Source organism: Gammaproteobacteria bacterium, assembly GCA_029881255.1.
Lineage (GTDB): Bacteria > Pseudomonadota > Gammaproteobacteria > S012-40 > S012-40 > JAOUMY01.
On the sequence record JAOUMY010000019.1, the window covers coordinates 1 to 15,912 of the forward strand.

Below are 15,912 nucleotides of genomic sequence, written 5' to 3' on the forward strand. Positions count from 1 at the left end.
GTAACCGTTCATTTCGTGACGTCCTTCTTTAAATAGTACTCCCCATTTAGAATTCCCTCATCGTTTCACAACGGCCATGAGGATATTATGAGCAACACCGCCTATCAACGTCGAACCCCAGCGCAGTGGCAAACCATTGTCGATAATTTTGTCGCCTCCGGTTTATCCGGCCAAGCATTCTGTCAGCAAAACCATATTAAATACGCCAGCTTTTGTAAATGGCGCCAACGTCTTTTGTCCGAGCCTAAAAAAGTGCCATTGAATAACGCGGCCCCTTTTTTGGACCTGGCAACGCTGGGTGATAGCCATTCATCATCCTGGCACATCACCTTCAAACTGGGCAATGGGGTTGAGTTGGTCTTGAGTCAGAAATAGTGTTTATACCCGAACCCCATGTGCGCATCTGGTTGTATACGCAACCGACAGATATGCGTAAATCGTTTAATGGCTTATGTGCCCTGGTTTCAGGTCAGCTTGAGGACAACCCAACGAGTGGTCAGTTGTTTGTCTTCATCAATCGGCGTAAGACCCACATCAAGATACTGTACTTTGATGGTTCAGGTTATTGCATCTGGTTTAAACGGTTGGAACAAGGGCAGTTCAACTATCGCCGTGATCATGACACAAAACGTTTGCTAGACTGGATGCAACTCAAGCTCTTGCTCGATGGTTTGAAGGTTGAAAAATCACGTCAATACAAACGATATACACACCCGTCGTAGCGCGGGGTTTGGTATAATACGGCGCTATGAACAACACCTCTTCAGCCGAAAACATTGATCGCAAACCATCGCTCGATAGCGCGACTGAATCACCCTCGTTGAAAGATAAATATGAGCAGTTAAAAGAAGAAAATCTTTCGCTTAAAAATCGCATTGCCTGGTTCGAGAAACAAGTCTTCGGCCAGAAGTCAGAAAAACGCCTGATTGAAAACCCGCATCAACAAAGTCTGCTCGGTGAGCCCACCGAAACGCCTCCCGAGGATAGCGACAAACAAACCGTCAACAGCTACTCGCGTGGCAAGGCCAAGAAAAACCGTAACGATGATTGCCTGACGGATAGTGGTTTGCGCTTTAGTGACGAGGTGCCGGTAGAAAAAATCGATGTGGTGCCGGATGAATTGAAGGGCCCCGACGCTGATCAGTATGCCATCATTGATACTAAAATCAGCCACAAGCTGGCCAAGCGTCCAGCCAGTTACGTGGTACTGGAATACCGCCTGCCGGTGATTAAGAAAAAAGGCAGTGGTGTTGATACGAACACCCTCAAGACCACGGCTATGCCGGCACAGGTATTGGAAGGCAGTATTGCGGATGTGAGTTTATTGGCCGGGATGTTGGCCGATAAGTTTCTTTATCATCTTCCCTTGCATCGCCAGCACCAACAAATGGCCCACGCGGGTATCACCGTGGCGCGATCAAGCCTGACCAACTGGACACGACGTAGCATCGAATTGCTGCGGCCCATTGTGGAGAGTATGCTCAACAATGTCTTGCTCAGTCGGGTACTGGCGATGGACGAAACCCCGATCAAGGCCGGAAGAAAACAAAAAGGGAAACTCAAACAAGCCTACTTCTGGCCGATCTATGGAGAAGATCACGAAGTGGTCTTTACCTTTAGCCAAAGCCGGGGCAAGCAGCACATCATCAATATGCTCAAGCACCAGTACAAAGGAACCCTTGTCACTGACGGCTATGCGGCCTATGCCCGTTACGCCGAACAAAGTGAAGGAGTAACCCATGCGCAGTGCTGGGTGCACAGTCGTCGTTATCTGATCGAAGCCAGAGACAGCAGTCCCAGGGAGATTGATGCCGTACTGGACCTGATCGGGCAGTTGTACCAGGGCGAAAAACACATCACCGAAAACAAACTCCAGGGTGAAAAGAAACGTGACTACCGACTCACGCACAGCAAGCCGTTGGTAGATGCGATCTTCGAGTGGATCGATACGCAATGCCAGCGAAATGACTTAACGCCAAAACATTCACTACGCAAGGCGCTGAACTATCTGCGTACACGCGAAACACAGTTGCGCGTGTTTCTTGAAGACCCAGACGTGCCCATGGACACCAACCACCTGGAGCGCGAGATCAGACCGATACCGCTGGGCCGGAAGAACTGGCTTTTTTGCTGGACAGAACTGGGAGCCGAACATGTAGGCATTATCCAGAGCCTGATCAGTACGTGCAAACTCCACGACGTTAACCCATATACTTACCTGGTCGATGTCCTGCAGCGCGTCAACACCCATCCGGTAAGTAAAGTCTATGAACTTACACCGCGTTTATGGAAGGAAAAGTTTGCCAACAACCCGATGCGATCAGAAGTCTACAAGGGAATCAACTACGTCGAGGAATGAACGGTTACTGCTCACCTTCGCTTAACGTAGCGGTAGTAATGCTCCAGTTTCCGCTTGCATTGGCACTGGCTGTACCGAGTGAGATGGTTCCATTCGTATCAAATAATTCGACTGTGCTACCGGCCTCTGCCGAACCGGTTATTACTGGCGTTGCAGTATTGAAGGCCTGACCATTGACGGTTGTAATAGCTGGAGCTTCAGGAGCGGTGGTGTCAGCAGTCGCGATAGAGATGGTTATGCTTTCCGATGCCTCGCTGGTATTTCCCGCCGCATCCGTGGCCTTTGCTGTCAACGTATGCTCACCTTCGCTTAACGTAGCGGTAGTAATGCTCCAGTTTCCGCTTGCATTGGCACTGGCTGTTCCGAGTGAGGTGGTTCCATTCGTATCAAATAATTCGACTGTGCTACTGGCCTCCGCCGAACCGGTTATTACAGGCGTTGCAGTATTGAAGGCCTGACCATTACTCGTCGTAAAAACTGGCGCGTCAGGTGGTGTCGTATCCTTTATCGGATCTCCTTTGCCGCACGCAGCCAAACTTGTCACTATGACAAGAAGAAAGATCAGAATAGTGTACCGTATTAGTTGGCTTTTTTCAGAGTGAGCAATCTTTGAATTTGTGTGAAAAGAAATTCTCATCGTGGCACCTCTGGTAGCGTACTTTCTAATTAGCGTAATTTACTCAGAGAAGGAAAGCGGCGTATATCTTTCATCTACGTTATTCCACATTTAGAATCCGTCGCTTTATGTTTTCAGTATTTCACTTTGCGCCATCATCGTCAATTTTCTCTATCGATAGAAGTCATACTCTTACAGTCGGAAAATAGAAATATTTCGGAAGATTCATTCTATTTCGATACGCAGGAAAATTTAGAACGATCGCGAGAGAAACGTGAATCGAGTTACGGTATACGCACGACTATTTTTCAACACGTCTATGGAACAAAGATGGGGAAGATAATCATTTTGATAGCAAGATACACCCGCTACCACCTAAGCTCCAGGCTATAATAAAGCTGATGCTTAGGAAACGCATAACCGGGTATTTCGGTATACGAGCCCTGCGTGTAACCAAAATAGTTGCTATAGCCCAATGCGATATTGAAGGTTTCATTGAAATAGTAGGAAGCACCTGCCGCAAAACTGGGGTGACGAAGAAAAATACCTCCAACTTCGCTATAAAGCGAAAACCCCCTTGCAATATGTTGACGGTATCCGACGTAGGGTATGGTAAGTGTAAGATCTGAATTCATTAAATAATTGTTAGTGTTGACCCCGAAATAGTACTTATCGTCGTGATAATATCTGACGGACAACATGATTAATCCGTCATTCCCGCTACCAATGGCAAACCCGATCTTATCTTCCGCTATGGCGAGTGAGTGGCAGGCGAAAAATACTATTATAAAGAGCAAACGTTTCATCAGTTCTTCCTTTTGCTTTGATACAGAATGCTGAGTTTGATGCTCTTGTGTTTATACGGTAAAGTTCTGCTGAACCTTGAATTTGAATCGGTGTCGTAGTAACGAGCTAGCGTATAGGAAAGTTCTACAAAGAAACGACGATAGACTTTGCCGCGGGTATTAAATAGATAGGCGTATCCGTTTTCTGGAAATTGGTAATCCGATGCCGAATGATTTAGATACAAATTTCTTGCTACTCCGGCGCTGATAGAAAAACGATCACCCAAAATATTTAGTTGGGGTGAAACTCTTATTTGCATTTCCTGCCAAGTATAGCCTTTGGCAACGTAATCGCCGGTCGACGTTTGGGTATAGGGAGTATATTTCTCATGCCAGAAATTGCTGGCGACGCCAAAATCAATCGAGATTTGTGGCAAGGAATCAAAATAGACGATCGTGCCAATATTGACACTCTGATATTTAGTTGTGCTGGTGGAGGGCAAAATGAGTTGGCCAGGCTTAACTATCGGCACTTCTAACCCGGTCAATGGATCGGTAACAATTTCGACATTTTCATGAACACCATAGAATAGATCATCTTTCCCCCACAGACTCTGTCCCACCGATATGTATCGGGTCCAGTCTCTGGCAGAGGCAACAGGAATATGCAGTATGCACAAAAAAATAGCGGCCACTGTTTTCTTTGGCATTATTTTCATTTTAATCGAAAAATATCGTAGGCCGATGATCAAAAACCGGGACGAATATTTTAGATTTCGTCGAACGTCAGGAATTATTTTGCAGGATAATTCATATTTCTGTGAGTTTCAATAGTGTCATCTGCGCACTACAGTCAAATGTTGAATCGTCTAACCTCAACAGTAACTCAACCGCCTTAACTGGCCGCTTGGGACAGGTAAGGCGGTTGAGTATCTAAGACGAAATGATTATTGGCTAATTCATTGTTGATGTGAATACTACTTTCGTGGCGCAGCGACCAAAACCTACCAGATCGGCAGCTCCGTCACCGTTGACATCAGCGGCGCGACGGGTGAAAAAATAACGTTGATAATTCGAAGTATCGTTATGGTACCACTCATAATTGCAACCTGTAGAACCACTAAGATCGAAATCACCACTATTCCAAGTTGTTGCTTTAGCAAATTGTCCGTCGCCAGTATTCAATGACGCATAAACACCTTTGTTTCCGAAGCCCACGATATCCAGTCGACCGTCGCCATTGACATCGGCAAACGTCCTGACGTGCTTATGGTGATTGTTCCAGCCATCGAGCTTAAATGTATCGCGCCAACCGGGATTATAGCTAAAGTCATTCACGACTGACGTTTGGTTAGCAAAACTAATAGGGCCGTTGACAGTTGATGTATTCTTGATGGTATATACTGCGTTTACGCCAAATCCAACGATGTCCTGGTCTCCATCACTGTCTATATCTGCGAGCATACGCGGATAGTTGCGATCATCGGTCCAACTGCCATTTCCTGCCATGATCTGGAAATCTTCACCGCTCATAATCGACACTGGCTCGCCGAAATTACCGTCACCAAGTCCCAATAGTGCCCAGGCCTCTGTTTCGCCTATGGCCAGGATGTCAGCTTTTCCGTCACGGTTCAAATCAGTCACCCAGCGCGGATGACGATAAACTTTCCAGCCGCCGTTATAGGCAAATTGTTTTGCGTCAAACATGCGTGTTTTCGTCTGACTGGTATCGCTAATTTTTAGCATGTCTCCGTTGTCGTCTTTTGCACCATTGCTCAGCACTACAATGACTGAATCACTACCAAATGCCACGATGTCAATATATCCGTTACCATCGACATCGCCAAACATACGTAGGTGTTTGTTAATATCCCAGCCACTATTCTTGCCAAGCCCGTCATACCAGTTTGTAGCTTTGCGGAATTGTGTTCCATCGTTGATTGAAACATAAACATTTGCCGGATAAAAACCAACAAGATCGAGATCACCATCGGCATCTATGTCGATAAGATGTTTAGGTATGGTGTCGTTGGTATTCCCCGATGGTAAAACCCATTCCGTTGACCACTTCTCTGGCGCAGAAAACCCGTTTTCGGTCCCCTTGGATACCCAAACGCCACTGGCGCCTATACCTACAATATCGGCTCTTCCGTCCCGGTCGATATCCTGAACCTCTCTAAAATAGGTGGCTTCTCGCCAACCTTTGTTAAAGTCGTACTCGTCAAAACTAAATTGTTGGGTTGTTGTGGTAACAAAGGTTCTACCCAATGTTGCACTATTAGAATCGGTCGAGGTAAGTGTTGCAGTGTACGATGTCGTCGCATTGTTATAGGTGTGCGAGAAATCAAATGACTGCCCTTGATCCAATTGATCCGTACATACCACGACCTTTTGTGATATGGGTGAACTGTCTCCCCAATCCATGCTAATAGTACAGATTCCCGCGCCTGGATCGGGTACCACGAATCCACTCACGCTAAATTCGCTTGCTCCTTTTTGAGAGATCTCATTTAGGAAAAAAGCATAACTATTTCCGCCACCCGCATTAGTATCAATATGATCATTGGTGCCATCGCCATCGGTGTCATTGTTGTAAGGATCATTACCCTTGCTCTTTTCCAAGCTGTCATTGTCTCCGTCACCGTCAATATCCGCGATTGTTGGGTCAGAGTAAATTTGGGCCGGATAGCGTTGAGGATAGAGTGCATTGATAGCCGTTACCACCCATGGCTTGTATATTTCATCATAGTCACTAAGACCGTCACCATCGGTATCTGACAAAGTCGGGTCGGTGCCGAGCGCGAGCTCCTGACGAATTCCTAGGCCATCACCGTCGTCATCTTCGAGATACACAAGTGCTATTTTGTCACCGGCTCTTACCATAATGTCTTCTAGCTTGTACGCACTCTGAGTCGCGTCGTAGAGTTTGGCGCTGCTCGATACGCCGTCATAGGCATCGTGAATGATTACCCATTTAGCATTGGCTTTGTCTCCGTCGCTTACACCATTTAGCGATTTTACCGAGCCGTAGTTAGATAAGATCACATCTAGCTTCAGGATATCACTAAGTAGTGTGGCCAATGTTGCTCCAGGAACGTCAGGGTTAAAGTTGGTCGCGACAATCAGATCGAGAGGTAGTTTGTGATTGGCGTAGTCAATGATAATCTGCGCACCTTGTGCCTGAGCCTGCTCCTGTATATACGCCATAGAAACGCCTTCTTTGTCAGCAATGTCATAAGAAGATATCTCTAGAGAAATAGATTTGGACTTTAGTAGAAGTTCTTCCGCTACATTGGGAAACAGTGCACTATTCGAAAAAATCAGGTCGCCGGTAGAGGCGAGTGGTTCCAATGAGTCGTTTGGAAAACTCGATACACCTTCCAGGCTCAGAGATCCGATAGGTACTCGTTGACCCGATGCGTTTGTCATGGATGCATTCAACAACAAGTAGGTTAGAGTGAAGGCTCTATTGCCTTCATTGCTGACTTTTACGGTACTGCTCAGACTGCCTCCGGTTTTTTCCCAACCCTCTAGTGTTACACTGCCTGTTGTTTGTTCAACGGTATCATATGTTTCCTTTGTATTACTCTTCGTCCAGTGATGATCTGTGCTGACAGTCGTACTAAAACCTTCTTTAGTACTCCCCGTCAGTTCTACGGCGAAACCGCCAGTGTAAGAGCGTTCACTTGATTCTACTGTACCCGTAGTGGTGTTTTTCAGGTTGTGTGTTTCGCTGCTTCCACTTTTCGTTACGCTTAACGTCACTATCGGTTCGGATGTAATCGCCAGCTTCAATTTGGGTAGATCCGCAATACGCGGATTGAATTTGAAGTTTTGTGCAGTGTTAAAGCCGCGTGTGATGACCTCCTCGTAATCGCTATAACCATCGCCATCAGTGTCGGCAATTTTTGGTGAGGTGTGGTAGACGTTCAATTCTTCGTCATTGGATAGACCGTCGCCATCCAGGTCATCTTTTGGCGCGCACTGTATCGGTACGAGGATGTTTTCCCCCGCGATTACACCGCTGGGAGCAGACACACTACAAACCAGTTTTTCAGGAGCAGTACTTATGTCGACACGATAGTCGTAAGAAGTCGGTACAGATCTGCTAAAGCTGTAGATACCATCGATATCCAGGGTTAAATTGTCAGTGATGGTTGCGCCTGGGTCGGTTTCCTCGCCACTCGGGTGCGCTGAGAGTGCAATTCCAAGTTGTCCGTCAAGTCCCATGATGTCTACGCTGATGCTATATTCACCCTCGTTCAGACATACAACTTGAATGTTGTCTATGTGCGCTTTGGAAATTTTCCCCTTCGCATTGTTGACCGTGCAACTTTGTCCTTGCGGAGGTGTGAGAACAGCTACGGAATAATCGGCGTTGTCCGACAGATTGAGACTAAATTCAAACAATCCATTTTGGGTCAAGGTAATTTGGTTATTGTCATTCAAGGACAATGTCATCGACTGATCGTCACTCATTCCTACAAGGGTACCGCTCACGTGAAACTGTGTCCCAATCTCTGTTGAACTGCACCCAGCAACAGACAATATGATCCAGAGTAGAAGCGGCCGATAACTTGATTTCATGGGGGAAACCTCCTGCATATTCGGGCTAAAATTATTGTGACAATACCAATCTGAGCATATAGTAGCGGTGCAGGGAGGAGCGGTATATTAGCCATATGGCTAATATACGATCGTATAAAAAGATCGTAACTTTATAAGACTATGTCGAAATTCTTTTCTTCTAACAACTTTGAAACCTTACTCATCCTCATTGTTGATGACCATCAATTATTTGCAAACGGGCTGAAATTTACAATCGAACATCAGTCTCCTAACCATCGTATTACGCATTGTCAGGATGGCGAAAGTGCATTGGCATGGATAACAGCGAATACGGACTGTGATATTGTCCTTCTGGATCTTGAGATGCCGGGTACAATGACAGGGGAGTCTTTTCTGCGCGAGTTACGCCGCCAGGAAGTCTGGACACCGGTCATCATTGTATCCGCAGTCGAACACCCAAGACGGATACAGCGCGCATTAAATTTGGGGGCTTCCGGGTTTATTTCAAAATCTGCTTCGAGTGAGCAATTTATTCAAGCCATGCAGGCAGCACTCAACGGTGAGGAGTATTTGCAGCCATCGGTGCGTGTACAGTTAGAAGAACTTGAGCACCAGGATAAAAAAACGACATTTGAGCAAGATAGAATACGTTATGACTTAACGCCAAAACAGATTGAGGTCTTACAACTTGCTTCAAACGGACTTTCCAATAAAGAAATTGCCACGCGCATGAAACTTACCGTTCACACGGTCAAGGCACATCTTTCGGCAGCCTACAAGGCAATGGATGCGAGCAATAGGACCGATTGCGTCAAAGCGGCGGAACGTCTCGGTCTCATCCGACGTGAGACCTAGATCTGTTTGTTACGAAACAGATGCTGAATAACCACGCGTAATTTTCCAGGATTAACGGGTTTGCTTAGAAGTGGTATGCGTCGTTCGCTCCCCATTTGCGCCGATGCTGCGAGGGGATCGGCGGTGATTAGAACCGCCGGAATATGTTGTTGGTATAGCTTTTCCAGTCTTTCGATTGCCTGCAGGCCGTTTATGTTGTTTGCGAGATAGTAATCAGCCAGAATAATTTCGGGTACGCGGTTGTTAGCCGCGTAAGCACTTTCTGCCTCTTCCACAGTAGTGACGGCAATTGGCTCGCATCCCCACTTATGCAAGATATCTATCATTGCTTCAATTACATCGTTATCGTCATCAATTACCAATACGGTGCGTGACTCAAAGATGCCATGGCGCGCTGTGTGGGGGATTGTGGCTTTGTCTTGCGCCGTTGCCTTTTGCAGGTATATCGAAAAATCGCTGCCTCTACCAGGTTGTGATTCTATCTCTAATCTTAGCGCCAAGAGGTTTGCGAGACGTTTTACAATGGACAGTCCCAATCCAAGTCCTTCAGGCGTGGTCTGCTGTTCCTGGGGATTGCGGTGGTACTCCTTGAAAATCTTTATCATATCGCCGTTTTCTATGCCAGGTCCGCTGTCAATAACGTGAACAACAACCTGCTCTCCTCGACGGCGGCATCCGACGAGTATGCCGCCTTGTTTTGTATAACGGACGGCGTTACTTATCAGATTGCGTAAAATCCGTTGAAGTAACAAGTAGTCCGTATCTACATAAAATCGGGTTTTTACAAAACGTAGAAACAGGTCTTTTTCGCTTACCTGAACGCGAAACTCGTCGTATAGTTCGTCAAACAAGTCCTGCAAGGCAAATACTCTCGTCGTTGGCTCTATTGTCCCCGCGTCCAGTCGAGACAAATCCAGCAGGCTACTAACGAGTTGGTTCACATTATTTATAGCGCGTTTGAGCTTGGATATCAGTTCTTTCAACATGTCTGGCGACTGTTTGGGGTCGGCACTTTCGAGTAGCAAGGCCATGGCATGTAGTGGTTGTCGCAGGTCGTGACTGGCAGTAGCAATAAAGCGTGATTTTTCCTCGCTTAATCGTTCAGTCTGGGTATATTCTTTCTCGAGGGCTTGAAGTAGCAATTCATTTTCGCGGCGATATCTGATGATCTGTCCAAACATTCTGTCCATGTTGGCAGCAAAAAACAGCACTGCGCCAAGCACCGAGGCAAATAGCGCGAATATTAACAAGAGCCCCAACTCTTCGGATATATAGATAGATATCACCAGAACAACAATTTGAGGTATGCACCAGGCATACATCAACTCACGTAACACGCCTACTGCAACCACGGAACCAAATATAGGTCCTAGCGTGATTAACATCACGAGATAATCATTTGCAGCGTCACGTGCGATGAGCGCAGAGCTGCTCCAACCTATACCAAGCAGGAGGTTGTGCAGGATATAGCGTCTGCGGAGCTGGACTTCGCTGGCGCTTGTGTGCCGACGAGCGTTTAAGACTACAAACCAGCTAAAGAATATATAGAAAATGAAACACGCTGACCAAACAAGAAACTCTAAACGATTAACATCTTCAAAGTATCCCAGGGTAAATATTATCCAAAGAAACAACAGGGCAAAGTGCCCCTGTCGCATATTGCGGAAGGCAAGATCCAATCGGTCTTTAAGATATACGTCTTTGATCGTCTGTTCGTTCATCGCTTGTGCTTGATGCGGGGCGGGTCGCAAAATACAGAGTGCACATAAAATACCGGATTTTCTTCGTGAATATAAGCTCAAACCTATCTTTATCGGTAATAAAGATTATTTTTTAATAGTGTCCATTAGCCACCGGTTTGTGGCGTCTGTTTAACATTCATTTCGTGGTCGATAAAACGAGTGTCTAAATAGAAAAACGCTGAATTCTCAGGGAATGCGGGAATTCATAGGGAGCGCACATACTCCGCCTCTTGCTCCTCAACGACTTATTAACACCCGATATCAACATAGTATGAACACGTGACATCTACCAAAAACCCGGTATCCTATCGTCCCCAGAGCGTTTGGAATCTATTTGTACGGGAGCAAACCCATGTCTAATTCACTGTTTGATCAACTCCAAAAGAGCGGCCTGGTCGATAAAAAGAAGGCGCAAAAAGCCAAACAAAATCAATATAAAAGCAAGAAGCAAAAAACGAAAAAGGGTGCTGCCCCGGAACTCGACGAAGCCAAGCTGCTGGCGCAAAAGGCCCATGCCGAAAAAGTCGAACGTGATCGTCTGCTCAATCAACAGCGCAAGGAAGAGGCCGAGCGTAAGGCCATCGTCGCCCAGATCAGGCAGCTGATCGAAACCAATTGCGTCAAAGACCGGGATGGCGACATCGTCTATAACTTCAGCGATGCCAATCTGGTCAAGCGCCTGTATGTGTCTGAGCAAGTACACAAGAATCTGTCATCCGGTCGTCTGGCCATCGTGCGCCTGGACGAAAAATATGAGCTCGTACCAACACCGGTTGCGGACAAGATCAAACAGCGCGACGAGAGCTATGTTGTTACCACTGAAAAGACCGCGACGATGGACGAAGACGATGCTTACGCGGACTATAAGATTCCAGATGATCTGATGTGGTAAAACAGCGGATAGGTTCTCGCTTCTTGTCCTGTATATAAACACGTCCAGCCCCAGCAAATTCAAACTTTGTTGCGTGAGTCCCAGGCCGCGATGTGGCATAATGCGCGCCCTTTTGACTCAACACCCCGGAAATACCCGTGATCACCACAGCCAACATCACCATGCAGTTTGGGGCTAAGCCCTTGTTTGAAAACATTTCTGTCAAGTTCGGTAACGGTAATCGTTACGGACTGATCGGCGCCAACGGTTGTGGTAAGTCCACGTTTATGAAGATTCTGGGGGGTGACCTCGACCCGAGCGCGGGCAATGTGTCGGTAGACATGAATGAGCGCGTGGGTAAATTACGTCAGGATCAGTTCGCCTTTGAGAACTATTCCGTCGTCGATACGGTAATCATGGGTCACGCCCAATTGTGGGAAATCAAGAAAGAACGCGACCGCATCTATTCCTTACCAGAGATGAGCGAAGAGGACGGGATGAAGGTGGCCGACCTGGAGGTCGCGTTTGCGGAGATGGATGGTTACACCGCTGAGGCGCGTGCGGGTGAACTCCTACTCGGTTTGGAAATTCCATTGGAGCAACACTACGGTTTGATGAGCGCGGTCGCCCCTGGTTGGAAGTTACGCGTATTGCTGGCGCAGGCCTTGTTTGCAGACCCAGACATCATGTTGCTCGACGAACCGACCAACAACCTGGACATCAACACCATCCGCTGGTTGGAAAAAGTGCTTAACGAACGCAATAGCACCATGATTATCATCTCCCACGATCGTCACTTCCTAAACAGTGTTTGCACCCACATGGCGGATCTCGATTTCGGTGAACTGCGCGTCTATCCAGGTAACTACGACGATTACATGACTGCCTCGACTCAGGCACGTGAACAACTGTTGTCTGAAAACGCGAAGAAAAAGGCACAGATTGCCGAGTTGCAAAGTTTCGTTAGCCGTTTTTCGGCCAACGCATCCAAGGCCAAGCAGGCGACCTCGCGCGCCAAACAAATCGACAAGATTCAACTCGAAGAGGTCAAGCCTTCGAGTCGCCAAAACCCGTTTATCCGTTTTGATCAGGACAAAAAACTCTATCGTATTGCACTTGAGGTGCAGGACCTGGCCAAGGGATATGGTGACAAGCCTTTATTCCAGGGTTTGAATCTTTTGGCCGAAGTCGGCGAGCGTATTGCCGTGATCGGGCCAAACGGTATCGGTAAAACCACTTTGTTGCGCACACTGGTTAATGACTTCGAGCCGGACAAAGGCACCATAAAATGGTCCGAGAATGCAAAAATCGGCTATTACGCCCAGGATCATTCCGCAGACTTTAGCAAAGACATGACGCTCTTCGACTGGATGAGTCAGTGGAAGAAGCCCAACGATGATGAACAAGCCATCCGCGCCATACTCGGGCGCATGTTGTTCTCGCAGGACGAAATCAAAAAGTCAGTCACTAAGATCTCCGGTGGTGAACAGGGCCGTATGATCTTCGGTAAGCTCATGCTGCAATTGCCCAATATCCTGGTCATGGACGAACCCACCAATCACCTCGATATGGAATCCATCGAGTCGCTAAACCTTGCCCTGGAGAACTATCCCGGCACTTTGATTTTTGTCAGCCATGATAGAGAATTTGTTTCGTCTCTGGCGACACGTATTATTGAATTGTCGCCAACAGGTATTAAAAACTTCAGTGGAAGTTATGAAGAGTATCTGCGGGAGCAGGGAGTCAACTAAGACTGACCTTTTTTTCTATTCGGTCTCGGTTTTTTCTGTGTTCGTGATTTGTGTGGCGCACCTTTAGGTGCTTTTTTAGGCGCGCTTTTAGGTGTCTGTTTGGGCGCGCCCTTAGTCGCCTGACTCCCGTCTTTATTTTTTGGTTTCTTTGGACGTTTCTTTTTCAAGGCCTTTAGTTCACGTACCGGTACTTCGTGTACCGGTTCGAAACCGCCGACATATTCCCGTGGGATTTTCTTGCCGATCAGGCTTTCGATATCGCTAAGCTGATCGATTTCGTCGGCACACACCAGCGAAATCGCTTCACCTTTTTTACCGGCGCGTCCGGTACGTCCAATACGGTGTACGTAGTTTTCTGCGCTATCGGGGAGATCAAAATTCACAACGTGTGGCAAGTCGGTGATGTCGATACCGCGTGCGGCGAGATCTGTTGCGATCAGTACGCTGGCGATACCCTTCTTGAATTCATCCAGCGCGCGCGTGCGTGAACCCTGGCTTTTGTCGCCATGTATTGCTGCGGCCTTGATATCACTACGCTCAAGCTGCGTACAAAGTTGATTTGCACCACGTTTGGTGCGTGTAAACACCAGTACCTGCTGCCATTTGTTTTCCGATATGAGGTGTTTAAGCAATGCGGTCTTTTTCTTCTTGTCCACCGGATGCATTAACTGCTTGACGCTGTGAGTGGTGGAGTTGCGCGGACTGACATCGATTTCAACGGGGTTGCTCAATATGCCTCTGGCAAGTTGTCGAATCTCATCGGAAAACGTTGCTGAGAACATCAGGTTTTGACGTGTCTTGGGCAGCAGCGCGAGTATCTTGCGAATGTCGTTGATAAAGCCCATGTCCAGCATGCGATCGGCTTCATCCAGTATCAGGGTTTCGACCTGATTGAAGCGAACCGCGTTCTGATTGTGCAAATCCATTAAGCGCCCAGGTGTTGCGACGAGAATATCGACACCCGCGCGTAGACGCTTCATCTGCGGATTAATCTTTACGCCACCAAAAACCACTGCATACCGAAGTGCCAGATTCTTTCCATATTGTTGCACGCTTTCCTCGACCTGAGCTGCCAGTTCTCGGGTGGGTACGAGTATCAACACGCGCACGCAATTGCTGTCTACAGCCTTACCCTGTGTTAATCGATGCAGTACGGGTAGCGTGAAACCTGCGGTCTTTCCGCTGCCGGTTTGTGCTGCGGCCATTACATCACGACCCTTGATGATGGCCGGTATCGCCTGCACCTGTATCGGTGTCGGAATGTTGTAGCCCTTATCGTGCAAGGCGTCGATGATTGGCTTGGCGAGTTTGAGTTCGGAGAAAGTTGTCATCAGGGTATCGTTTATCGCGCTGAGTAAGTTCGGATGCGAGGGATTGTAACATGTGACGGCTAGCGTCTTTCATTCATTCCTTGTCCGGGAATTGGCAGATAGACAATGACATGTCTATTTACGCTCAGACAAATCGTTTGCGACTCTTGCCACCCGTCGCACGTGGCTTCGGTTTCCCTTCTTTTTTTGCGCGTGTCGCGGGCTTAGCCGTGGGTCTAGCCGTGGGCTTGGCTGTGGTCTTAGGTTTACCCGTGGGTAAAAGTTCACTGAGTTCCTTAGGTGTGAGATTGCGCCAGTGACCGAGTTTAAGATTGCCCAGTTTGACGTTCATGATGCGTATGCGTTGCAGGCGTTTAACATCATAGCCAAACACTTCGCACATGCGACGTATCTGCCGATTCAAACCCTGGGTGAGTATGATGCGGAAGGTAAATTTATCTATTTTGTTTACCTTACACGGCTTGGTGCGCTCGCCGAGAATCTGCACACCACCAGCCATGCCGCTCAAAAATTTATCGGTGATCGGCTTATCAACGCCGACGATATATTCTTTTTCATGGTTGTTTTCAGAGCGTAAAATCACATTAACGATATCACCGTCACTGGTGAGTAGAATCAAACCATCGGAGTCTTTATCCAAACGACCGATGGGAAAAATGCGTGCCTCATGGCCAACAAAGTCAATGATATTGCCCTTGATGTGTCGCTCGGTGGTACAGGTGATACCAACCGGCTTGTTCAAACAGATGTAGACATGTTTTTGTTCGCGCGGCTTGATCACACGATTATAGACGCGTACCTCGTCACCGTCCTCGACCTGAGTCCCGAGCTCGGCGCGTTTACCGTTCACAAATACACGACCGCTGGAGATCCAGCTGTCGGCCTCGCGGCGTGAGCAGATGCCGGTTTCGCTAATGTATTTGTTCAGTCGCATAGGCGGGAGTATCGCATGGAAGGCCCACTTTCGCCAATTCACAGTGGTGTAAAGCCTTAGAATCCCCGGGTTGAAAGTTGCTCAACCCGGGGGAGAGAT

13 protein-coding genes are annotated in these 15,912 nt (G+C 47.5%); 6 read left to right on the top strand and 7 right to left on the bottom strand.

Annotation, left to right across the window (positions count from 1 at the left end; genetic code table 11):
- Nucleotides 1–87 precede the first annotated feature (87 nt).
- The 3 genes from OEZ43_20715 to OEZ43_20725 are packed head-to-tail and all read left to right on the top strand — an operon-like array spanning nucleotide 88 to nucleotide 2,359.
- Entirely contained in the window at nucleotides 88–375 is a 288-nt protein-coding gene (locus tag OEZ43_20715) for an IS66 family insertion sequence element accessory protein TnpB (protein ID MDH5548007.1), read from the top strand.
- Nucleotides 375–722, top strand: coding sequence for an IS66 family insertion sequence element accessory protein TnpB (gene tnpB / locus OEZ43_20720; protein ID MDH5548008.1), 348 nt, complete (start codon nucleotides 375–377; stop codon nucleotides 720–722). Before OEZ43_20715 ends, tnpB begins: the two co-directional genes overlap by 1 nt.
- A gap of 26 nt (nucleotides 723–748) precedes the next feature.
- The gene (locus OEZ43_20725) at nucleotides 749–2,359 is read left to right on the top strand and encodes an IS66 family transposase (protein ID MDH5548009.1); all 1,611 of its coding nucleotides are present in this window, start codon (nucleotides 749–751) and stop codon (nucleotides 2,357–2,359) included.
- A gap of 4 nt (nucleotides 2,360–2,363) precedes the next feature.
- Here OEZ43_20725 and OEZ43_20730 read toward each other — a convergent pair whose 3' ends face one another.
- From OEZ43_20730 to OEZ43_20745, 4 genes are all read right to left on the bottom strand, one after another.
- Complete coding sequence (locus OEZ43_20730) at nucleotides 2,364–2,996, bottom strand: Ig-like domain-containing protein (GenBank protein ID MDH5548010.1); 633 nt, start codon at nucleotides 2,994–2,996, stop codon at nucleotides 2,364–2,366.
- 347 nt (nucleotides 2,997–3,343) lie between these two features.
- A complete protein-coding gene (locus OEZ43_20735) occupies nucleotides 3,344–3,781 on the bottom strand; it encodes a hypothetical protein (protein ID MDH5548011.1) in 438 nt (145 codons plus the stop codon).
- Nucleotides 3,781–4,470, bottom strand: a complete 690-nt coding sequence (locus OEZ43_20740) for a hypothetical protein (protein ID MDH5548012.1) — start codon at nucleotides 4,468–4,470, stop codon at nucleotides 3,781–3,783. Before OEZ43_20740 ends, OEZ43_20735 begins: the two co-directional genes overlap by 1 nt.
- A 244-nt stretch (nucleotides 4,471–4,714) precedes the next feature.
- Entirely contained in the window at nucleotides 4,715–8,260 is a 3,546-nt protein-coding gene (locus OEZ43_20745) for a VCBS repeat-containing protein (protein MDH5548013.1), read from the bottom strand.
- A 228-nt stretch (nucleotides 8,261–8,488) separates the two neighbouring features.
- On the opposite strand from OEZ43_20745, the gene OEZ43_20750 reads away from it, so the two are divergent.
- Entirely contained in the window at nucleotides 8,489–9,184 is a 696-nt protein-coding gene (locus tag OEZ43_20750) for a response regulator transcription factor (GenBank protein MDH5548014.1), read from the top strand.
- Here OEZ43_20750 and OEZ43_20755 read toward each other — a convergent pair.
- Nucleotides 9,181–10,905: a hybrid sensor histidine kinase/response regulator gene (locus OEZ43_20755; GenBank protein MDH5548015.1), complete on the bottom strand. Its 1,725-nt coding sequence runs from the start codon at nucleotides 10,903–10,905 to the stop codon at nucleotides 9,181–9,183. The two genes, OEZ43_20750 and OEZ43_20755, sit on opposite strands and share 4 nt — an antisense overlap.
- A 373-nt stretch (nucleotides 10,906–11,278) precedes the next feature.
- On the opposite strand from OEZ43_20755, the gene OEZ43_20760 reads away from it, so the two are divergent.
- On the top strand, nucleotides 11,279–11,818 hold the full coding sequence (locus OEZ43_20760) for a DUF2058 domain-containing protein (GenBank protein MDH5548016.1): 540 nt from the start codon (nucleotides 11,279–11,281) through the stop codon (nucleotides 11,816–11,818).
- Nucleotides 11,819–11,955: 137 nt separating this feature from the next.
- Nucleotides 11,956–13,548, top strand: coding sequence for an ABC-F family ATPase (locus OEZ43_20765; GenBank protein MDH5548017.1), 1,593 nt, complete (start codon nucleotides 11,956–11,958; stop codon nucleotides 13,546–13,548).
- Here OEZ43_20765 and OEZ43_20770 read toward each other — a convergent pair.
- Together OEZ43_20770 and rluF are read right to left on the bottom strand one after the other, a co-directional pair.
- A complete protein-coding gene (locus OEZ43_20770) occupies nucleotides 13,545–14,879 on the bottom strand; it encodes a DEAD/DEAH box helicase (protein MDH5548018.1) in 1,335 nt (444 codons plus the stop codon). The genes OEZ43_20765 and OEZ43_20770 overlap by 4 nt on opposite strands.
- Before the next feature lie 124 nt (nucleotides 14,880–15,003).
- Entirely contained in the window at nucleotides 15,004–15,825 is an 822-nt protein-coding gene (gene rluF / locus OEZ43_20775; protein MDH5548019.1) for a 23S rRNA pseudouridine(2604) synthase RluF, read from the bottom strand.
- Nucleotides 15,826–15,912: the final 87 nt, after the last annotated feature.